The organism is Streptomyces sp. NPDC048751 (genome assembly GCF_043198595.1).
In the GTDB taxonomy this organism is placed as follows: domain Bacteria; phylum Actinomycetota; class Actinomycetes; order Streptomycetales; family Streptomycetaceae; genus Streptomyces.
Genome location: NZ_JBICUX010000002.1, coordinates 888,355 through 908,190, shown reverse-complemented (window position 1 = coordinate 908,190; position 19,836 = coordinate 888,355). Strand labels below are relative to the sequence as shown.

At 69.5% G+C, this 19,836-nt stretch carries 20 protein-coding genes, 1 tRNA gene and 1 pseudogene; 6 read left to right on the top strand and 16 right to left on the bottom strand.

The features are described 5' to 3' along the window. The first annotated feature begins 151 nt into the window (after window positions 1-151). Both htpX and ACGFNV_RS11210 read left to right on the top strand, forming a co-directional pair. A complete protein-coding gene (gene htpX, locus ACGFNV_RS11215) occupies window positions 152-1,015 on the top strand; it encodes a zinc metalloprotease HtpX (RefSeq protein WP_133927724.1) in 864 nt (287 codons plus the stop codon). Further along, window positions 1,012-1,404, top strand: a complete 393-nt coding sequence (locus ACGFNV_RS11210) for a YccF domain-containing protein (protein WP_393621324.1) — start codon at window positions 1,012-1,014, stop codon at window positions 1,402-1,404. Before htpX ends, ACGFNV_RS11210 begins: the two co-directional genes overlap by 4 nt. Window positions 1,405-1,441: 37 nt before the next feature. Here ACGFNV_RS11210 and ACGFNV_RS11205 read toward each other — a convergent pair whose 3' ends face one another. Continuing rightward, window positions 1,442-2,701, bottom strand: a complete 1,260-nt coding sequence (locus ACGFNV_RS11205; protein ID WP_393621323.1) for an APC family permease — start codon at window positions 2,699-2,701, stop codon at window positions 1,442-1,444. Window positions 2,702-2,929: 228 nt separating this feature from the next. Here ACGFNV_RS11205 and ACGFNV_RS11200 point away from each other — a divergent pair, with 228 nt between their 5' ends. Further along, entirely contained in the window at window positions 2,930-3,196 is a 267-nt protein-coding gene (locus ACGFNV_RS11200; protein WP_133927722.1) for a GlsB/YeaQ/YmgE family stress response membrane protein, read from the top strand. Between the two features lie 74 nt (window positions 3,197-3,270). On the opposite strand, the gene ACGFNV_RS11195 is transcribed toward ACGFNV_RS11200, so the two are convergent. After that, window positions 3,271-3,759 carry a YajQ family cyclic di-GMP-binding protein gene (locus ACGFNV_RS11195; RefSeq protein WP_393621321.1) on the bottom strand — a complete coding sequence of 163 codons (489 nt, stop codon included), beginning with the start codon at window positions 3,757-3,759 and terminating at the stop codon, window positions 3,271-3,273. 236 nt (window positions 3,760-3,995) lie between these two features. Here ACGFNV_RS11195 and ACGFNV_RS11190 point away from each other — a divergent pair. Next, a tRNA-Tyr gene (locus tag ACGFNV_RS11190) sits at window positions 3,996-4,077 on the top strand. Window positions 4,078-4,254: 177 nt separating this feature from the next. On the opposite strand, the gene ACGFNV_RS11185 is transcribed toward ACGFNV_RS11190, so the two are convergent. From ACGFNV_RS11185 to ACGFNV_RS11125, 13 genes and pseudogenes are all read right to left on the bottom strand, one after another. After that, window positions 4,255-5,634, bottom strand: a complete 1,380-nt coding sequence (locus ACGFNV_RS11185; RefSeq protein WP_393621319.1) for a site-specific integrase — start codon at window positions 5,632-5,634, stop codon at window positions 4,255-4,257. Window positions 5,635-5,692: 58 nt separating this feature from the next. Then, window positions 5,693-5,884: a helix-turn-helix transcriptional regulator gene (locus ACGFNV_RS11180; protein ID WP_393621318.1), complete on the bottom strand. Its 192-nt coding sequence runs from the start codon at window positions 5,882-5,884 to the stop codon at window positions 5,693-5,695. Between the two features lie 298 nt (window positions 5,885-6,182). Then, complete coding sequence (locus tag ACGFNV_RS11175) at window positions 6,183-7,727, bottom strand: YfjI family protein (protein ID WP_393621317.1); 1,545 nt, start codon at window positions 7,725-7,727, stop codon at window positions 6,183-6,185. Then, window positions 7,724-7,915 (bottom strand): hypothetical protein, encoded by a 192-nt coding sequence (locus ACGFNV_RS11170; RefSeq protein WP_393621316.1) that lies wholly within the window; start codon window positions 7,913-7,915, stop codon window positions 7,724-7,726. Before ACGFNV_RS11170 ends, ACGFNV_RS11175 begins: the two co-directional genes overlap by 4 nt. A 164-nt stretch (window positions 7,916-8,079) precedes the next feature. Then, on the bottom strand, window positions 8,080-9,003 hold the full coding sequence (locus ACGFNV_RS11165) for a bifunctional DNA primase/polymerase (protein WP_393621314.1): 924 nt from the start codon (window positions 9,001-9,003) through the stop codon (window positions 8,080-8,082). Beyond that, window positions 9,000-10,061: a DNA cytosine methyltransferase gene (locus ACGFNV_RS11160; RefSeq protein ID WP_393621313.1), complete on the bottom strand. Its 1,062-nt coding sequence runs from the start codon at window positions 10,059-10,061 to the stop codon at window positions 9,000-9,002. The genes ACGFNV_RS11165 and ACGFNV_RS11160 overlap by 4 nt, the downstream gene beginning before the upstream one ends. Before the next feature lie 133 nt (window positions 10,062-10,194). Beyond that, window positions 10,195-10,503, bottom strand: coding sequence for a hypothetical protein (locus ACGFNV_RS11155; protein ID WP_393621312.1), 309 nt, complete (start codon window positions 10,501-10,503; stop codon window positions 10,195-10,197). Window positions 10,504-10,710: 207 nt separating this feature from the next. Then, window positions 10,711-12,885 (bottom strand): hypothetical protein, encoded by a 2,175-nt coding sequence (locus tag ACGFNV_RS11150; RefSeq protein WP_393621310.1) that lies wholly within the window; start codon window positions 12,883-12,885, stop codon window positions 10,711-10,713. Beyond that, a complete protein-coding gene (locus tag ACGFNV_RS11145; RefSeq protein WP_393621308.1) occupies window positions 12,878-15,034 on the bottom strand; it encodes a hypothetical protein in 2,157 nt (718 codons plus the stop codon). Before ACGFNV_RS11145 ends, ACGFNV_RS11150 begins: the two co-directional genes overlap by 8 nt. 109 nt (window positions 15,035-15,143) lie before the next feature. After that, window positions 15,144-15,506, bottom strand: a pseudogene (locus ACGFNV_RS11140) (RRQRL motif-containing zinc-binding protein); the annotation flags it as partial. Between the two features lie 13 nt (window positions 15,507-15,519). Further along, the gene (locus ACGFNV_RS11135) at window positions 15,520-16,410 is read right to left on the bottom strand and encodes a DUF2637 domain-containing protein (RefSeq protein WP_393621306.1); all 891 of its coding nucleotides are present in this window, start codon (window positions 16,408-16,410) and stop codon (window positions 15,520-15,522) included. Next, window positions 16,407-16,718, bottom strand: a complete 312-nt coding sequence (locus tag ACGFNV_RS11130) for a hypothetical protein (RefSeq protein WP_393621304.1) — start codon at window positions 16,716-16,718, stop codon at window positions 16,407-16,409. Before ACGFNV_RS11130 ends, ACGFNV_RS11135 begins: the two co-directional genes overlap by 4 nt. Continuing rightward, window positions 16,715-17,026: a hypothetical protein gene (locus ACGFNV_RS11125; protein WP_393621302.1), complete on the bottom strand. Its 312-nt coding sequence runs from the start codon at window positions 17,024-17,026 to the stop codon at window positions 16,715-16,717. Before ACGFNV_RS11125 ends, ACGFNV_RS11130 begins: the two co-directional genes overlap by 4 nt. Before the next feature lie 742 nt (window positions 17,027-17,768). Between ACGFNV_RS11125 and ACGFNV_RS11120 the strand changes: the two genes are divergently transcribed. Together ACGFNV_RS11120 and ACGFNV_RS11115 are read left to right on the top strand one after the other, a co-directional pair. Next, complete coding sequence (locus tag ACGFNV_RS11120) at window positions 17,769-18,569, top strand: GntR family transcriptional regulator (protein WP_393621300.1); 801 nt, start codon at window positions 17,769-17,771, stop codon at window positions 18,567-18,569. 25 nt (window positions 18,570-18,594) lie between these two features. Beyond that, entirely contained in the window at window positions 18,595-19,263 is a 669-nt protein-coding gene (locus ACGFNV_RS11115) for a histone deacetylase (RefSeq protein WP_393621298.1), read from the top strand. Window positions 19,264-19,355: 92 nt separating this feature from the next. Here ACGFNV_RS11115 and ACGFNV_RS11110 read toward each other — a convergent pair whose 3' ends face one another. After that, the gene (locus ACGFNV_RS11110) at window positions 19,356-19,778 is read right to left on the bottom strand and encodes a hypothetical protein (RefSeq protein ID WP_393621297.1); all 423 of its coding nucleotides are present in this window, start codon (window positions 19,776-19,778) and stop codon (window positions 19,356-19,358) included. Window positions 19,779-19,836 lie beyond the last annotated feature (58 nt).

Sequence of the window (19,836 nt, the reverse complement as noted above, 5' to 3'; positions counted from 1 at the left end):
ACCGACCAGGGAACCCGTGACCCCTGCCTGGCGTTGACCAGTACGGGAGGATCCACTGGACGTGACCCCACGGCACCAGTGGCATCGGAGACACCACAGAAGACTTCACAGGCAAAGGGTTGCCCCTGCCACACGACTTGGAGGGCGTACCGTGCACCGCCGGCACAACGGGCTCAGGACGGCAGTCCTCCTCGGGGGACTGTCCGCACTCATCATCCTCATCGGCAGTTTCTTCGGCCGCACAGGACTGATCGTCGCGCTCATCGTCGCCCTCGGCACCAACGCGTACGCGTACTGGAACAGCGACAAGCTGGCGCTCCGCGCGATGCGCGCCCGCCCGGTGAGCGAGTTCGAGGCCCCGGCCCTCTACCGGCTGGTCCGCGACCTCTCCACCCAGGCCCGCCAGCCCATGCCCCGCCTGTACATCTCTCCGACGGAGGCACCCAACGCCTTCGCGACCGGCCGCAACCCGCGCAACGCCGCCGTGTGCTGCACGGAGGGCATCCTGCGCATCCTGGACGAGCGCGAACTGCGCGGCGTCATCGGCCACGAGTTGAGCCATGTCTACAACCGCGACATCCTGATCTCATCGGTCGCCGGCGCGCTCGCCTCGGTGATCATGTTCCTGGTCAACTTCGCCTGGCTCATCCCGATCGGCCGCTCGGACGACGACGAGGGCCCCGGCATCCTCGGTCTGCTCCTGATCATGATTCTGGGCCCGCTCGCCGCCAGCCTGATCCAACTCGCCATCAGCCGCTCCAGGGAGTACGAGGCGGACGCCTCCGGCGCCCAGCTCACCGGAGATCCCCTCGCCCTGGCCGGCGCCCTGCGCAAGTTGGAAGCGGGCACGAAGCAGCTTCCGCTGCCTCCCGAGCCACGCATCGAGACCGCGAGCCACATGATGATCGCGAACCCGTTCCGTCCGGGACAGGGCTTCTCCAAGATGTTCTCCACCCACCCGCCGATGGCAGACCGCATCGCCCGGCTCGAGAAGATGGCAGGTCGCTACCAGTGAAGACCATCCTCAACGTCATATGGCTCGTTCTGAGCGGCTTCTGGCTGTTCCTCGGCTACCTGGCCGCAGGCCTCCTGCTCTGCATCACGATCATCGGCATCCCGTTCGGCCTGGCCGCGTTCCGCATCGGCGTCTACGCCCTCTGGCCGTTCGGCTACACGACGATCGAGCGGCGCGACGCGGGCGCCCCCTCCTGCGTCGGCAACGTACTGTGGCTCGTCCTGGCGGGCTGGTGGCTGGCGCTCGCCCACATCGCCACCGGCATCGCCCTGTGCCTCACGATCATCGGCATCCCGTTCGGCATCGCCAACTTCAAGCTGATCCCCGTCTCCTTGCTCCCGCTGGGCCGCGAAATCGTGCCCACGGACCAGCCGTTCACGGCCGCCTGAGGCAAACCGGGGGCTTCCCCCTGCCGAGCCCGTCCCGCTACCGGGCGGCCACCCGCCGCCGTACGCCGTACGCGACCACGCCCACCGCCAGCACGACCGCGCCCACGACCACCGAGACCCCCGGCAGCGCGAACGCCACGACCACGCATCCGACGAGCCCCACCGCGGGCACCACCCGCGCCGCCGGAGACGAATCGAGCGTCCAGGCCGAGGCGTTGGCCACCGCGTAGTACGCCAGCACACCGAAGGAGGAGAACCCGATCGCGCCCCGCACGTCCACCGTGGCGGCGAGGACCGCGACGACAGCGCCCACGGCCAGCTCCGCCCGGTGCGGCACCTGGAAGCGCGGATGCACGGCCGCCAGCGCGCCGGGCAGATGCCGGTCCCGGGCCATGGCAAGCGTCGTACGCGAGACACCCAGGATCAGCGCGAGCAGCGAGCCCAGCGCGGCCACGGCGGCACCGACCCGCACCACCGGCACCAGCCCCGCCGCCCCGGCCGCCCGTACCGCGTCGGCCAGCGGCGCGTCCGCGTGCCCGAGCCCCTCCGCACCCAGCACGGAAAGGACGCCGACCGCGACAGCCGCGTACACGACGAGCGCGATGCCCAGGGCCAGCGGGATCGCGCGGGGAATGGTGCGTGCCGGATCCCGGACCTCCTCGCCGAGGGTCGCGATGCGTGCGTACCCGGCGAACGCGAAGAACAGCAGACCGGCGGCCTGCAACACCCCGCCCGCACCCTCCGAGGCCCCGATGTCCAAGCGCCCCGCGTCGGAGGCCCCCGACCCCAGGCACACGACCACCACACAGGCGAGGACGGCCAGCACCACGGCCACGATCACCCGCGTCAGCCACGCCGACTTCTGGATGCCGCCGTAGTTCACCGCGGTCAGCGCCACCACGGCCGCGACCGCCACCGCGTGCGCCTGCCCCGGCCAGACGTACGCCCCGACCGTCAACGCCATCGCTGCGCAGGAGGCCGTCTTCCCGACCACGAACGACCAGCCCGCCAGATACCCCCAGAACGGCCCGAGCCGCTCACGCCCGTACACGTACGTACCGCCCGAGGCGGGATACAGCGCGGCCAGCCGCGCCGACGACATGGCGTTGCAGTAGGCGACCACCGCGGCCACGGCGAGCCCGAGCAGCAGCCCCGACCCGGCCGCGTGCGCCGCGGGCCCCAGGCTCGCGAAGATCCCCGCGCCGACCATCGAACCGAGCCCGATGACCACGGCGTCCCCGACGCCCAGGGTGCGCCGCAGCTCGGCCGAGTCGGAGGCGGATCCTGGCTGAGTCATGCTGCGCACCCTACTGATCGCTGCAACCGCCAGGCGGAGCCGTGACGTCCTCTTCATCAACACGGCACGAACAGAAGCGCGACGAGGCCGACGAGGAACCATGAGGAACCTCACAGCACGACGCGACGCGGCACAGCGCGGCCCAGCAAGGCAAAGAACTGCCCGTCGGGATCTAAAAACACAGTGCCGGGACAGTGCGGGCACAGCGCGGAAGGGCAGGTTCAGGGCATGAGCATCATCAGCTGGATCATCCTGGGACTCTTGGCCGGAGCCATCGCCAAGTTCCTGCTGCCGGGCCGTGACCCGGGAGGCTTCATCGGTACGACCCTCATCGGCATCGCGGGCGCGTTCATCGGTGGCTGGATCTCGGCCCGCTGGCTGGACCACCCCATCAGCAAGGACTTCTACGACGGCGCCACCTGGGCCGCGGCGATCGGCGGCTCCTTCGTGCTGCTCGTCGTCTACCGCCTGCTGTTCGGCAACTCACGCGACTGACGCACGACCGAGGGAGGCCGAGGGAGGCCGAGGAAGGGGCGGACGCCGACGGGCGCCCGCCCCTTCCTCATGCATCACCGGTAGTTCACGAACTGGATCGCGAAGTCGAAGTCCTTGCCCTTCAGGAGGGCGATGACAGTCTGCAGGTCGTCGCGGCTCTTGGAGCTGACGCGCAGCTCCTCGCCCTGCACCTGGGCCTTCACGCCCTTGGGGCCCTCGTCGCGAATGATCTTCGCCACCTTCTTCGCGTTGTCCTGGGAGATGCCCTCCTGGATGTCCGCGAAGATCTTGTACTCCTTGCCCGAAAGCTGGGGCTCGCCCGCCTCCAGGGCCTTCAGGGAGATCCCGCGCTTGATCAGCTTGGACTGGAAGACGTCGAGGACGGCCTTCACCCGGTCCTCGGAGTTCGCCTCCATGAGGATCTTCTCCCCGGACCACGAGATCGAGGCGCCCACGCCCTTGAAGTCGTAGCGCTGCGAGATCTCCTTGGCGGCCTGGTTGAGGGCGTTGTCGACCTCCTGCCGCTCGACCTTCGAGACGATGTCGAAACTGGAGTCGGCCATGTCCTGTGGCTCCTTGTATCGGGGTGCGTATCGGGTGCGGTTCGGGTGCGCATCGGCGTACGTGGGACCTGCCGCCGAGCCGGCATGAGTCCCGGTCCGCATCCGGACAAGCCTAGCCACCCCGCCCCCTCGGAGCGCTGATCAATCGGGTGGCGAAGCACCCCTCCGTATCGGGTATTGTTTACGTCGTTGCCACGGAGCACCGCCGAAAAGCGGTTCGAACGGCAGCAAACCCTGGCGGTGTGCCCGAGCGGCCAAAGGGAGCAGACTGTAAATCTGCCGGCTTCGCCTTCCCAGGTTCGAATCCTGGCGCCGCCACGCTGAGGGAGACCCTCTCTGATCTGCGAGAACGCAGACCGGAGAGGGTCTCTTCATATCTGCGGGCGATCTTTCGAGCGGAATCGAAAGAGGGTGACTTGTCTCACCCTGTATCGCCCGGATCCCACCTCTGATCAGCGTGTGTCCCCCAGGCGTCCCCCGGGGGAGAGCACGGGGTCACTCGGGTTCGTTCCACTCGCGCAGGGCGGCCTCGATCCGGCGGTTGGCCCGTTCCTGCGTCTGAGCGAGAACCTTCGCGTACACCCGGAAGAGGACCGCGATCGTGTGGCCGGCCCGCCGCGCGCACTCCATCGGGTCCACCCCTGAGCTGAGCCAGAACGACACCCCTGCGTGGCGCAGGTCGTAGGGGCGCCGTGCGAGCAGCGAGGCTTCCTCGGCCTCGGTGAGCACCTTGTGCCGGGCTCGCGCCCAGACCTCCCCGTATCCGGTGTCTTGCAGCAGACCTCCGCGGCTGGTGCGGAACAGACGGCCATCGGGCGCCGTGCCATACCTCGCGATGTGCTGGCGCAGTTGCCGGACGAAGTGCGGCGGTATGGGGACAGGGCGGGAGTCCTTCTCGGCCCTGGCCTTGAGGTGCCGGTTCTGGTGGGCCTTCCCGTCGTCCGTCCAACTCCGTCCGGCCTGCACCACACCGTGCCGCAGCGTGAGAGTGCCCCAGCCTTCCTCAGGCAGGTGGCACTGCGCAGCTCGGAGCGCTGCGGCCTCGGCGGGGCGCATCGCGGCGTAGTAGAGGCACCCGAAGAACGCTTCGAGATGCTCGCCGCGGGCGCCCTGTGCCCGTACGCCGGCGAGGAGTGCCCGAACCTGGCGCGGGTTGGCGACGCTCTCGGGGTCCACCTCCTCCGCTGACTTCGGGGCGGCCCACTTCACGGTGGTGAGTGGATTGACCGGGGTGACGAAGTACTGCTCTTCCACAGCGAGCCCTAGGACGTCGCTCAGACAGGCTCGCTTGCGCTTGGCGGTGCGTGCAGCGGCCGGCTTACCGTCGAGCTTCAACGCCAGGGCGTCCAGGGCGAGCCGGACGCTTGCAGGGTCTTCCAGCGCGCTGATGGGGATCGAGTTCTTGGCCACCCAGCGAAGCGCACGCTCGACGTCCTCTGGCGGGGTCTCGTCCCACCGATTCCGGTTGTAGGCCCAGCCGTACAAGGCGCGCCGCAGCAGGCGCGCATCGGGCATCCCTGCTCGGGTCTTTAGCAGGGCAGGCGTGATGGTGGCGAGCGCATCCGCGTAGTTCCTGCGGGACTTCGCGGGGGCCGCTTTCCACTTCCGGTCGATGTAGGCGCGGGTGTGCTCGTACCAGGTGACGGAGCCTTGCTGGGCGCGGAGTTCGGAGACGGGGAGGCCCGTTTCCTCGTCGAATTGCTCACCTCGGCGGACGGCGGACATCAGTTCCGATCGCCGGCCGTCGGCCTGCGCCTTGAGGGCGTAACTCTTCGAGTGCTTACGGGCGCCCACCAGCCAACGCAGCCGATAGGGCTTGGGCCGGTCCTTCCGCACTTCGAGGGCGTAAAGGCGTACGTCGTAGGTCAGGGGCATTGCTCTCCCATGGAGAAGGGCCCGCCGAATGGCGGGCCCTTGGCTGCGGAACGATGGCTCAGACTGCGGCGCGTTGCTCGCAGGATTCCCACCAGGCGTCGAGGTCGGCGCGGCTGACTCGGAGCTGGCCGTTGGGAAGCTTCTGGATGCGGGGCGCCTGACCGCGGGCGCGCATGCGGTAGAAGGCGGCGCGGCTCATGTCGATCTCTTCGAGGACTTCGCGGAGCTTGAGCTTCTGCGTGCGGGCCACGATGAGGACTCCTTCTAAGATCCTTCGAGAACCGGGATCCTGCTGACAGAACTGACAGAACCTCGCCCACGGTCCGCTGACCTGCTGTTTCCAGGGGTTCGTGCTCTTTGACAGAACTGAATTAAAACCTGACAGAACCTCGGTCGGCAGGGTTCTGTCACAGAGGCTCTCGACGCGAGGTCGGGAGTTCTGTCGAGTTTTAACTGGGTTCTGTCACAAGCACCTTGGTGCTTGTTTGAGCAGGTCAGCGGCTTGCAGCGGGGGTTCTGTCAGTTGTGTCGGCGGGTGGGGGGTTGTGTCAGGCGCTGCGGGTGATGCGGGGGTGGGTTTCGTAGCGGGGCGAGGGCGGCCGGCCGCCGCGGCCGGTGCGCGGCGGCGGGGGAACCTGGCGGATCCAGCCGTGCTCTTCGAGCAGGACCAATGCGGGGTCCAGGTCGCCGATGGCGGGGAAGTCCGCCCGCCGCAGGGCCCGGAAGAGCTCCCGCTTGGTGAACTGCGGCGTGCCGCTCGTGACGAGCTGAGAGAGGACGGTCAGGGCGGCATCGTGGGCGGGATCGGCGCTCATGGCGTCGAACACGTCCAAGGCGTGCGCGGTGAAGTAGTCACCCAGTTCGGTGGCGGCGGCCATGGTGGCGGCCTCGATGGGCTTGTGCCACGCGTCCTCCGGGTGCGCGGCCAGGTGCAGGAGTCCGGCGATGCGGGCCACGGCCCCGTCGCGCTTGGAGGCCCATTTCACGATCGGTGCGTAGCTTCCGTCCGGGCCTAGACGGGACTCGGTGACCTTCTGGAAGGCGAGCAGGACCGCGTCGGCCTCGGGGGTGAGCTGGAGCAGGGCGGGATCTGTCCAGTCGGCCAGGGCGAGGGTGAGGCCGCTCAGGCGCCGGCCGTAGGTGGCGGCCACCTGCTCATCCAGCAGGTCGGGGGTGAGGTTGCGGCGTCCGACCAGGGAGAGGGGCTTGGAGTAGAGGAAGCGGGCGAGCAGGCCGCGCCCGTCGGCTCCGTCGATGCGGGAGAGAGCGTCGAGGACTTCCGGCTGGACGGCGAGGCCGATGGTGACGGCGGGGGCGTCGATGTGCTGGGCTTCGCGGCCCTGGCGGTTGACGCGGATCATGTCGCCGGCGTGGCCCTTGAGGAACATGCCCATGTTGGGCTTGCCGCTGTAGCGGCCGGCGATGATGTCGAACAGCTCGCCCTCGGCGCTCAGGCAGGAGATCCGCCCGCCCTGCTGGTCCAGCAGGGTTCCGATGTTCTCCGGGGTCACGTCGTCCGCGACGAGCTGCGGCACGGCCGGAACGCTCATCTCGTCGACGGCTTGGGCGAGTTCGACGGCTTCTGCGGTCAGCGCGGCGCGCTGGTCCGGCTCAGCGCCGGCAGCTTTGCCCGCGGCCTTGTCGGCGGCGGCCTTGGCCAGGCGGAGCGTCGTTTCTGCCTCTGCCCGCACCGGCCCGGACAGCTCGATCAGGGCCTTTTCCGCGGCGAGCAGGGGGCGGACCATCAGGTCGAATACGGCGCTCTTGCGGTTGCCGGGGTCCAGGGCGACGGCGGTGTAGATGTTGACCGGCTCGCGCCAGTGCCCGCGCACGCACACCTTCACCCGCCCGCCGGCGGCGGTGGCCAGGACGGCGAGGGCGAGGCAACCGGCGAGGTCTGCCGGGGTCTGCGTCTCCTCCGCCACCCCGCGCACCATGCCGGCAAGCCAGTCGGGCAGAGCGTCGACGGGGAACGGCGGGAGGGCAGGGCGGGCCCTGAGAGGGACCGGCTCGTCCCAGACGGGTCCGGCGATGTCCTCGGCGGTCAGGTCGAACCCCTCCCACAGGTCCGAACTCACCTCGTTCGCGGTCATGCGGCTGTCCCTCCTTCCATGGTGTGATCAATGCGGGGGCAGGCGGTGCGGTGCGCGATGTGGTCCTCCACGAGGCGTTGCACGGCGGCTCGGCCGATGGCGTGGCGGTCGTAGCCGCACAGGCACCAGGACCGCGCGGACGGGGTCACCGTCCAGTCCGGCGGTGCCACGATGCGCAGCCAGGTCACGGGACGGCGCCCGTCGTCCGGGCGCGGCCCAGAACGAACAGCAGATCGGACGCCCTTACGGGCGGCGCCCTCCGGCACGCCCACGGCCGGAGCGTCCACAGGTTGTGGAGCGGCGTGCGGCCGGTGGGTGGTGGCGGGGAGGCTCTTAGTAGGCGGGGGATTGGTCATGCCGTCCGCCTGCCGGTCGGGTTGTGGGCGATGGACCAGTCCAGTCCGCGCGTGATGACGTCGTCGTAGTAGCGCTGGGACTGGGTGGCGTTGCCCGCCGCCGCCCTACTAAGAGCCTCCTCGACCTCCCCGCGGTCGAGGTCGCCGGACGCGACCAGCCGACCGAGTGCCCGCGCGGCCCGCAGCACGGTGGCGTTGCGGGCGCCGTCCGCGGCATGGGCCACGTTGTCCACCTCGCCCCGCAGGGCCGCCGCGGCGTACCCCCTCGCCCGGGTCGTGAGCGGCACCGACGCGGCCTGTGCGGGGCGCTGAGGGGGTTTCAGGGCCTCGTGCAGCCAATCGGGCAGCACGATCGGCGGGCGGTCGTCGAGGACGGTGTACGCCCCGTCTGGAGTGGTGCTGCCAGCAGCAACGACGTACCCGCCCCACCCGCGAGTGTCGATCTTCTTCGCGAGTCGCCCGGCGGTGCTGTGCAGGCGGGCGCCGGGCGGCTGGGTGAAGTACAGGTGCTCACCGCCGCGCGCGGTCCGCACCCGATAGGTGCTGGGGGCGGCGTGTCCGGCGCGCTCGCAGAGCGCTTGCAAGGAAGTGGCGCCGTCAGGCGTTCCTTTCGGGTCGTTCGGCTTGAGCGTGTCCAGGTCGACCACGAGCAGCCCGGACGGGCCGGTCGCGATCCCGATGTTGTAGGGCCGGTGCGCCCACGCCGCGACCAACAGGTCATGGTCGGTGGTGGCGCGTTCTTCCGGGGTCTTGTGCCCGCCGGTGCAGCGGCCGGTGCCGGGGCAGTATTTCTGCGCGTGCCCGGCGGGCCGCTTGTCCTGCTGGCGCAGGGGGATGACGTGCCAGTCACGCCGCGCGGCCTCCAACGCCCATGCCAACAGGCCCAGCCGGGCCAGGTCCGTACTCGGGGTGCCGTTCATGCCGCGGCCCCCTCTTCCTGCGGCCTGGCCATGGAGGCGCCCAGGAGCAGGCCGTAGGCGTGGTGGGCCTGTCGGATGACGACGCCGTTGCCGAGGATCTTGAGTTGTTCCTTGCGGGGGATGCCGGGCACGGCGGTGACCCACCCTTCGGGCAGGCCCATCATCCACTCGGTGAACAGCGGGGACAGGCGGCGGTTGCCGCGGGTACCCGGTTCGGTCGGGCACGGCGCCGCCCGTCCGGTGATGTGCTCCCAACGGCGGATCGCAGGCCCGAAGTCGGTGCCGTCACTGGCCACCCACCGTTCGTCCAGCGTGACTGGCCCGGTGGGGGTGGTGTCCACTCCGGCGAGCAGGTTCACGGCGACCTCGTTCAGGGGCCGGGCGTTGCGGTCGAGCAGGTTCGAAGCCCCGGACTTCCAATCCCGGGCCGCCGGCGTTGGCAGCAGGCTCACGACTCCGGGGGCGCCGGCAGCTTCGTCACCGCCGTGCGCAGGTTCATCCCGCCCTTGCGCTTCGGTGAGGTTCCCGGGCCGCCAGTGCCGTCCGAGCTGGTGGGGGTCGGCATCAGCGGGATGGGCAACTGCGAACCAGCGGTCGCGCTCGTGCGGGGCCCCGGTTTCAGGGTCACCAGCGCGTAAGCATGTCCACCGCGCGTCATACCCGAGCGCGGCCAGGTCCGCGGCGACGACGTCCAGCCCCCGCGAGCGGAGCGCCGCCACGTTTTCCAGGAAGACGAGGCGCGGTCGAAGGTGGCCCACAGCCTCAGCGACGTTTTTCCAGACCCGCGACCACTGGCCACCGATTCCATCCCTTCGTCCAGCGTTGGAGGTGTTGCGGCAGGGGAAACCGGCGCCGATCACGTCCGGCCGGTACAGCTCCCGGACCTGGTCCCAGTCCACGGCCCGGATGTCCCCGAGGTTGGGCACACCCGGGTGACGGGCGGCGAACACCGCCGCGGCATAAGGGTCGTTCTCGGCGTAGGCAGCGACCTGGCCGCCGATCCGGGCGCGGACAGCGGCCTCTAAGCCGCCATAGCCCGCGCACAGAGCGACGATCATCGGCGGCGAGCCGGGGGCTCGCCGGATGTCAGTGGGTTGAGCCATGCTGGATGTCTCCAGTTCTGTTGTAGGTGCTGGGTGACAAGGGCGGCCCCGGTTTCTTTGGCGAGAGTGGGGGCCGCCCTTGGCGTAGCTAGTGCTTGCTGGGGCGGGCGAGTTTGAGGGTGATGCCGCCGACGCCGATGGGTCCGGCGGCGCCGGCGATGACGGTGGCGGTGTGGGCGGCGACGTCGAGCAGCCAGGCCAGGGCGGCGACCAGTCCCCAGCCGCCCACGACGACCGCGCCGGCGATGGCGAACGGGATCAGTAACCGCCGCCACGGGACGCCCGGCGGGGTCTCGGTGACGACGTAAACGACGGGCTGTCCGGTGGCCTGTGCGCGGTCGTAGACGTCGGCGGGGATGTGCGGGGCGAGGTGTCCGTGCGGTTCGCGGTGGTGCATGTTGGTGCTCCCTTCCGGCGAGCCGGGGTGTGGCAGGCGCCCGCGCGGAGGGTTCCGGGCGGGCGCCTGTCGGTGACGGTGTGTGGTTGCTTGTCGCTTGTAGTCGCTACAAGCGACAAGCTGAAACACGGGGGTCAGAGCCCCCCGTGGGCCTCTGGGAGGGGGTGTTGCTTGTTGTCGCTACAAGCGACAACAAGCGGCCCGTAGCTACTCTCGGTCACCCGGCTCGTGGTCGCGGGCGTAGCTGCGGTGGACGTAGTAGGCGGTGGTTCCGTGGCCCCTGCGGATGACTTCCGCGGAGGCCGTCCACTGCCGCAGCCAGGCGGAGATCGTGGCGCGGTGGGTGCCGAACCCCATCGCCTTCAGCTCCGTCTCCATACGGGAGGGGCCGGTGCCCTGGGGGCCGGCGTCGAGCAGGAGGCGCATGGCGGTGTCCTGTGCGCTGGCGCGCGGCGCCGCCTGCTGTCGGGCCTGCGGCTCCGGCTCGTACCAGTCGGATGTCTGCTGCGGTTCCTGCGCATTCGCCTCGTCCTCGACCGGCGCCGGGTGTTCGTGCTCGGGCTGGTCGGGGTCGTTGACGACCAAGCGCAGCCCGTTGGGCTCATCCTCGTCCTCGTCCGGTCCCTGCTCCGGCGCGGGCTCCGGCTGCTGGCCGCGGGCGGGGAACAGGCGGGACCACTCCGGTGTGCCGGGCCGGATGCCCGCCCCCGCAGCTCCGCTGAACGAGCGCGCTGCGGGCGCCGGTTGCCTGGTCGGCACGTCGATGACGGGGACATCGGTGTAGGGGTGGGTGACCTCGTGCAGGGTCTCGCCCTCGTACAGGTGGGGCAGGACGCGTGCCCAGCGTGAGGGGTAGTACTTGCCGTACTCCACGGATGCGGAGATCTCGTCGAGCACCGGCCGGCGGGCGGAGACGGCGGCGGCGATGGCGTCGATGCGGTCGGGGGTGAGCGCGTACGCCTTGAACGGGCGGGGCTTGGTGGAGTTGTAGGCGTTGAACCCACACCCCGGCCAGGGCGCGTCCGCCGGATCAACGTTCTGGTACCCGGCGAACAGGTACGACAGCTCTTCGGGGTCGGTGACGTACATGCCCCAGCGCCACTTGGCCCGCTTCTTGACCGCCACCGGCACCGAGTCGGACGTGGCGCGCAGCGAGGAGACCTCGACACGCACCCGCACGGCGCGGCCGGTGTTCATGACGGTCTCGATCATGCCCTTGATGTCGCCGGGCAGATCGGCCGTCTCGTCCACCACGATGATGATGGCCGGGACGTCGGCGCGGGCGGGGAGCTTGGTGTCGTTGGCCTGCCGCATGAGCTTCTGGTAGCGGCGCTTGCGGGTCTCGATGATCTGCACGGCCATGGTGAGCATGGCGCGGGTCTCGTCGTGGGTGTGGGCGCTCCAGTCGATGACGGGCCGCTTGTGGGTGCCCTCGATGGCCCAGGAGGTCAACCAGGGCAGGGACAGGCCGGCGCCGGTGGTGTCGATGTGCCACACCAGCGCATCGATCGTGCGCACGAGCTGGGCGTTGACGACGGTGAGCGTGTTGGTCTTGCCGGAGCCGGTGTCGCCGATGCCCAGGCCGCAGATGTGGGCGAGGGAGCCGAGTGCGGGGGTGCCGTCGCGGTGCAGGCCGATGGCGAACTCGTCGTCGATGCTGGTCGGGCCGATGTCGAGGGGGTAGGGGATGGTCTGTTCCATCACGTTGACCGTCGAGACGCGCACGATCACCGTGCCCTTGCGCCGTCCGGCCGCGACCTCCACCCCGCACCCTTCAGGCAGGCGCAGATCGGAGCCGAACGCTTCCTCATGGGGCTTGATCTGCCTGACGGTGGTGCCGCCCGGCAGGTCGGCTTCCACGGTGTAGCCGGTGTTCCCCGCCCACGGCTGGATGGCCACCACTCGCGTCCCCGCGGGGATCTTCGCAACGCGGGTGAGGCGTTCTTCCCACTGTCCGCCCCACGCATCGTGCAGGGCCTGCTGCTCCGCCTGCTCGGCCGCGTACTGCTGCTGACGCCGGCGCACGATGGCGGCCTGCTCGGCACGGCCCACGGCGTTCCAGGTGAGCCGGCCGAACAACCCGCCGCCCGCGAGGACGGCGAGGGAGGTGAGGGACCAGGGCGGGCCGCCCGCGGCGGCCCACGAGCACCAGCCCCCAGCCGACAGCCACAGCCCGGCACGGTAGGCGAGGGTGGAACCCACGTGCCCGCGCCGCGCCCCGTCGACCGCAGCCCCGAGCGCGCCGGCCGCACCGACGGCCAGGTCCCACAGGGGGTGGATGCCAGCCGCGTAGGTCAGCGACGAGGCGGCCAGCGCCGTCGTGACGGCGGTCGCGGTGCCGGTGTTGATGTTGTGTCCGCTGTTCCAGTCCAGTTCAGGCACTTGCGGCGCCTCCCTTCGGCACGTTCCACATCTCCTCGCCGTTGCGGGGGTTCTCGTTGTGCTCGATCTCCGGTTCGTGCAGCCGCCGGAAGGCGGGGTAGAGCTCCATCGCTGCGGAGACGGCCTTGCGCAGGCCGTGGACGACGTCCGCGACCATCTCCGCAATGCACGGGTCGACCGGCCAGGTGTCGGCGGAGCGGGTGGACAGGGACGTGACCGCTTCGGCGAGGTGTTCCAGGCCGGTGGGGATGCCCTCGTACTCCGCACCCACCACCATCGCGGCGGACTCGCCCTGCCCTTCCGGGCTCCACTGCTGGTAGACGCTGCGGATTTCCTCCGCGGCGGTGGCGAGGACGGAGGGCTTGGCCCACAGGGCGCCGTCGCCGTCGATACCGCCCACGTTCCACCAGTGCTCGTTGGTCCGCGGGTTCTCCAGCCGCATCAGGTCGCGGTCGTGGACCTGGCGGAAGGTGGGTTCGATCTCGTCGGCGTAGGCGGCGGTCGCCTCCAGGATCTTGGCGACTTGGTTGACTCCGTCGGCCATCGCCGGGTCCATCGGGTAGTGCTCGGCGCTGTTCTCCGCCAGCGCCATCACGGCCTCGTTCACGTGCCGGATCGCATCCGGCAGACCCTTGTACTCCGCGGCCACGGAGGCCATGGCGGGCGGTTCGTAGACGGCGTAGGCGTTGGCGACTTCTTCGGCAGACGTGGCGAAGACGCTCACGTGCTCCCCCTTCATGGGTGGTGTGGATTCCGGCACCGGACGCTGCGTGCCGGGGTCGTCGCAGACATGGCCCACGTGCGGGCGTTCCTCGCCCGTGATGGGTTCGGCCATGTCGGAGAGTTGGCTGTGCAGACGGCGTCGGGAAGCTTCTGCCAGCCGCCCGAAGACCTTGTGGAACACGCGCTTCGGCCAGGCCATCCCGACGTGGTTGAAGGCGAACCGCTTGCTCAGGACAGCGGGGATGTTGGCGACCAGGCCCACGAACAGCGAGGCAGGCATGACCGCGAGAGCGGCGATCAGGGCGAAGAACGCTGCCGCGGACAGCCGCAGCAGATGCCGCAACCTCGCCCACCCCCTGCGACGCGCGCCGGCCGTGCGGTCCCACAGCCAGCCAAGCCCCCGCCGCAGCCAGCCACCCAACCTCGACAGACCCCGGCCAGCCGTGTCCTGCAGCGCCCTCGACCAACGGGCGATGCGGCCCTGAGCAGCGGCGACGGTGGATCGGGCCGCACCCGCACGCCGCCCCTGCCCACCCCCGGCGCTGTTGCCGGAGCCGGTGTTGGCCGTGCCGCGGCCGGAGAACAGGCCATCACCAGAACCGCGGACTCCGCCGTGGCGGCCAGCTCCGCGGCGCCCACCGGACAGCAGACCGCCGCCGGATGCGCCACGGCGAGCGTTGCCCGCGCTGCCGTGGCCGGTGGCGGCCCCACCGAGCAGGCCACCACCACGCCCCGTCCGGGACGATGTCCCGCGGCGGTGAGACGAGTTGTGCAGCCCCGCGCCCTGGCGTGAGGTTCCGCCGGAGCCGTGCGCGGCGGCGGTGTGTCCGGTGCCCGTGCGGGCCGTCCGGCGCCCGGCGGTCGAGCCACGCCCGCCACCCGTGCGGCCACCGCCACCCGTACCTCCGCCCGTGCCTGCGCCTGCCGTGCGACGGGAACCAAGCAGGCCCCGTCCACCTCGCGCCAGGCCACCACTGCCCTGGACGGCGCGGGCGCGGGAAGTTCCCGCGCCCGTCAACCGGCCCGCACGTCCGGCGCCCCCTGCACCAGCAGCACGCGTTGCGGCGCGGCGCCGTGCCGCAACAACCGCCGTGGTGGCCGTGCCGGCCGCGGCCACCGCCGCCGCCCCCAGCGCCAGCACAGGGCCCGCGTAGGAAGCGGCGGAGCAGACACCGACCGTGGACAGGTTGACCGCGTTGGTCAGCAGCGGCACCGCCGCCAACCCGTCGCCAACCTCCTCGTCGGCGGCCTGTTCTTTCTCGTCCTCGCCGGTGTCCTGCTCGGGCGTGGTGTGGCTGTCCGGGTCCGGTCCCGGTGCCAGCCACTCGGGGGCCGACGCGGGCGCGGTCGGCTGCGGGGTGGTGGGCTGGTGCGGTTCGGTCTCGGGCGCTTCCGCCCGCTCGTCGATTGCTGTGTTCTCGGGCATGCTGAAGAACTCCGTCTCACTGATGAGGGATGGAGACCGGCGCGGCCCCGGGCCTCGCAAGCGCGGGCCGCGCCGGGTGAACCGCCCTTTCTGTGACCGTCGTTCCGGTCTCGGGGTGGGCGCACAGCACGCACATGCCGAGCGAGGCCGGTATGCAGTAGCTGTAGACGATCTGGCACTTCGGGCAGGTGCGGCGGGCGAGCATCGCCAACGCCAGCGCCCCCCACTTGCGCGACGTCATCGGCCGCACCGGCTTTGCCAGGTCGATGCGGTAGAGGTAGGCAACCAGCGGCGGACGCCGAAAACGCGGCAGCATGATCTGTGCCGCTACCGGCTGACCGCCAGGACGCAGCCCCATCTCCCGCAGGCCGCGGCGGGTGGCGTAGCCGTCCGGGGCGTAGCGCCACGGGTAGGTAGGGATGCCGTAGCGGACCCCGTCGGGGTCGAAGCACTGCGTGTAGCCCAGCGACATGACAGCCCCCGCCTCAACCGGCAATCGCGGCGGGGAAGTCGGCCAGGTACGGCTCACGCGCCTTGACCCGACCGCGCGCCGTGCGTGCCGTCGACTCCGACCCGCCCAGCCCGGCGCCGGTCATGGCCTGCGTCATGCGTGCGGTGCTCGGCTGCGTGAAGTCCGTTCCGTACAGCGCCCGCACCAGCTGATCGACCCGGTTGGCGTAGACGACCGGCATGCACAGATCGACGGCCGTCGACTCCGCCTCGACGCCGATCGGCTCAGCGGTGACGGGCGTCGAACCCGCCTCGACGCCCACCGACAGTGCCGGACGTTCCGGCACCGGATTCGCCTCGACAGCCGACGGAGCAGGCGGTGTGACGGGCGGGCGATCGACGCTCACGTTGACGGGCGTCGAAGGAGCGTCGACGCCCGGCGGCGGGGTGGCCACGCCCGTCGACGCCCGGCGGGCAAGGTAGGCGTGCACCTGCCGCATCAGCGCCCCGAACGCCAGCAGCGCCGCCACCGGAGGAACCGCGGCCACCACGTAATCCAAGGCATTGGCGTCCTTGCCCACCCCGGCCACGTTCAGGGCGATGGACGCACCGTCGCCTGCCGTGACCAGGACGATCGCCCACCAGTCGACCTTGTGGGCCAGTGAGGCACGCAAAATCAGCAGCTCACCGATCACGATGAACAGATCCACCGTGGCCGGCCACGCCCACGAGCGGGCCACTGCTTCGGCCATGCCGTGAGCGGCGGCCACCTCCTGCAAGTGCTCATACGACAGCCAGAACGCCACCGCAGTCAGCACCACCGTCAGGACCGCCGCGATGACGGTGATGGCGTTCTCCGCATTGACGGGCGTCGACGCGCTTTCGACGGGCGTCGACGAGGCGTCGACGTAGGCGGGGGCGCTCATGCCGCACCGGCTTCCACCGCCGCCGAGACGTAGGTGGTGTAGACGTGGAAGTCGACGCCGTGGACCGTCGCGTCGAACTCCAGCGACGACCGGTCACCGAGCCGGTCGACGCAGACCAGGTCCGCGTCGACGCCCAACGCCTCCCGCCACGCCTCCACCTTGCTGACACTGTCCAGCTGCACGTTCAGCTCCCGCGGTGCGTGGCGGCTGATCGTGATGTAGGCGGCGGGCAGATGCGGGTGCCCGACCGCGAGACCGGCCAGGCACGTGATCAGAGCCGCCTGCTCGGCCAGGGTCTCGGCGCTCACGCAGCCACCCCCTGAGGGGCGGTGCAGCGCACGTTCTGCCGACGCTGGGAGCTCCGGCGCGAGCGGCGCGCGGTCGGCTGCGGCTTGAGCGGGCTGCGCCGCAGCAGCGACTCGGCGTAGGCGGCGGCCTCGGGGTCCGTCTCGCGCAGCTCCGCGAGTACCTCGCGGGCCACGTCCAGCCGGGCCGCCCGATCCTCCTCGGACTCGCCCATGGCCGGACCGGCGAACAACTCCAGGTCAATACCGAACGCCAGCTCCGCGAACTCAGCCGCCGTAACGGCTTCATGACCAGCAACGATGCACTTCATGGGTCGTTTTCTCCTTCACAGTGGAACGGCCCGAACCGCGGCTCCGGTGTTCCAGCACCGGAGCCGCTCGCCGTTGAAGCCGGAACTTTCGGCTCCCTGCACCCCGCCCGTACGACCACCACGAAGAACGCGTGGACGGACGGGCGGAGGAGGCAACCGGCCGCAGCGCCGGCGACGCTGCGACACGTCCTCCATGCGCGATTCGTGCCGTCGAGAGCTCGGGGGCACCGCGCGCATCGGAGGGGCTTTGTAAGGCTCGGGCGTGGCCGCGGGCTTGGTTCGACACCCGTGGCGGCCCTAGGTATGTCGTCGGTTCACGACCGACCTCCCGCAAATCGCAGGGGCACGGCTTCACCGGTGCGCCGTTGCCACGGCGCACCGGCCCCGAGCCGGGAGATTCGGGTGCGTCATCGTCACTGCTCTGACGCCAGCAGGGCGGCGCATGCAAGGTGGCGCGCAAGAGGTCGGTTCCCACCGATCCCTTGGCGTTTCTCCAGTGCTGGCACGCGAGAAAGTGGCCGCCAGCGGCCTTCACCCAGCCGCTACGGGGACGGGGAGTCGCACCCCGTCGAACTTGACGCTCTGTTGAGTTCTTAAGGAACGACCAGCTCAGAGGCTTACGGCGAGCCGCAGTAACCCTGCCTGGCATAAAGACTGACTCGTCGGTGTTGGTGGTGTTGTACCAACAACCGATGCCCCGAGTGTTGCCTCAAGCTGTTGGGGCCGTCAAGGCGATAGGCGTATGTTGTTGGCACAAGTCAGCCAACTAGTGGGAGGCACGGTGCGGGAGCAGCGCCCGAGGTACCACCGGATCGCGGATGACCTGCGCGGACAGATCGAGCGGGGGGAGCTTGAGCCTGGTCAACAGCTCCCTACGGAGTTTGAGTTGGTCGAGCAGTACGAGGCGAGCCGGAACACGGTGCGGCTCGCGTTGCGTCGACTGACCGAAGAAGGGCTCATCATTGCTGGTCAGGGGCGAGGAAGCTTCGTCCGCCGCAGCTTGACCCCGGCCATCTGGGACTGGTCAGTCCTGGAATCGCGGGCTCGACACAAGACAGACGATCAAGGCGACCAGTGGGCCAGCATCGTGGCTGAAAGTGGTCGTCAGCCCCGGCAAGAGGTGCGCGTATCGATCCGGCGTCCGCCGGCCGAGATCGCGGAACGCTTGGGTCTGGATCCCGATACCGCGTTGACGGTCGTACGGGAGCGCGTCCGCATAGTTGACCAGGACCCTTACGCCTTGGCTGACTCGTACTTCCCTGAGGAGTTGGTGCGAGGCACGCCGCTGATGCTGCCGGAGGACGTATCAGCCCCCGGCGGCGTGCTTGCCAGCGTTGGCCTTGTCCAGGCTCGCTATCGAGACGAGATCACCGTGCGCATGCCGACCCGCGCAGAGATCGAAAAACTGTCACTGCCCTCCGCCACTCCTGTGGCCGTGCACATGCGTACCGGCTACGACGAGAATGACCGCCCCCTACGAGTAATGATCACGGTTCTTCCGGGAGATCGTCATGTCATCAGGTACGACGTTTCTGCCGAGTGAGCACGTGCATCAGGAGCAAGCCAGCGTGAAGGCTTTGAACAGCATCGATCCGACGTTGCCGACTGACCAGTTCCCAGAGCAGGTCTGGTACACGTCCTACGGCTCCAACATGCACCTTGATCGGCTCGCGTGCTACATCCGGGGGGGCCGCCCTCCCGGTGCGGCGAGGGAGTACCCCGGGTGCCGGAATCCGGCGATGCCACACCGGTCGATCCCAGTCGAACTGAACGGCGCCATGTACTTCGCCACCGAGTCACCTGTGTGGGGTGGCGGTAGGGCCTTCTATGACCCGCACTCGAATGGTCGTGTGCTCGCTAGAGCCCATTTGGTGACTACCGACCAGTTCTTCGACATTGCCGCCCAGGAGATGTACAGGGGACCCGGAGCAAACCTCGACCTGGTCGAGGTGCTGACGGAGGGGCGGGCCGTACTGGGTGAGGGACGGTACGAAACTTTGGTCTGTGCTGGTCAGGTTGACGGCTTGCCTGTGCTGACCTTCACCGCACCGTGGGGGATGGATGACGTGCCCTGGGTTCCGCCCTCCCCGGCCTACGTACGGTTCTTGGCCGCAGGACTGTTGTCAGCCGAAGCTTGGGACACGGACGCGGTGGCTTCCTACGTAGCGGCCTGCCCGGGCGCGGCTGGCTACTGGTCACAGCAAGCTATCTGCGACCTGCTGTACGAGGAGCAGTGATCCCTTGACGGGCGGATTAGCAGTGCTCAATCGTTCGCGAAGCGCGAGGCTATACAACGCCATTGGTTGCTGCTTTCCGTCGCTTTGCCCTGCTAGACGAAGGGTGGCCAGCGGACGCCACCTTTAGGGGTATCCGATATGAATCGAAGGATGAACCCTCCCCTGTTTTCTCCCGTGAAGTACCGGAATACTCGCACTCGGTGGGGATCGTCTCCCGGGGCGTCCTCTTTGATCACCTCAACTCGGTGATAGACATCCTTCGTGTAATCCAATTGCTTCTCGGACCACCTAAATCGAAGGCTTGCTACCGTGATATCCGTGACGTCCGTTCGAAGAGAGATGCCCCCATCCGTGCATGCCTCACGGAAAAGGCGCACGATCTGCTTCCTCGCCTTAAGCTCCTTGTACCAATCTTTGGCGAGGTCGATCGCAAGATCGGTCATTACGGACTTGGCCGCTCCGCCAACTACCCTGCCACCGAATCCGCTACTTCCTGTCTCGCCAGTCTCGGGCATGCCCCCCCCCTTTCTTTGGTGTGGGGACGATACCCCTCGCTGCCTTCTTTACACCTGG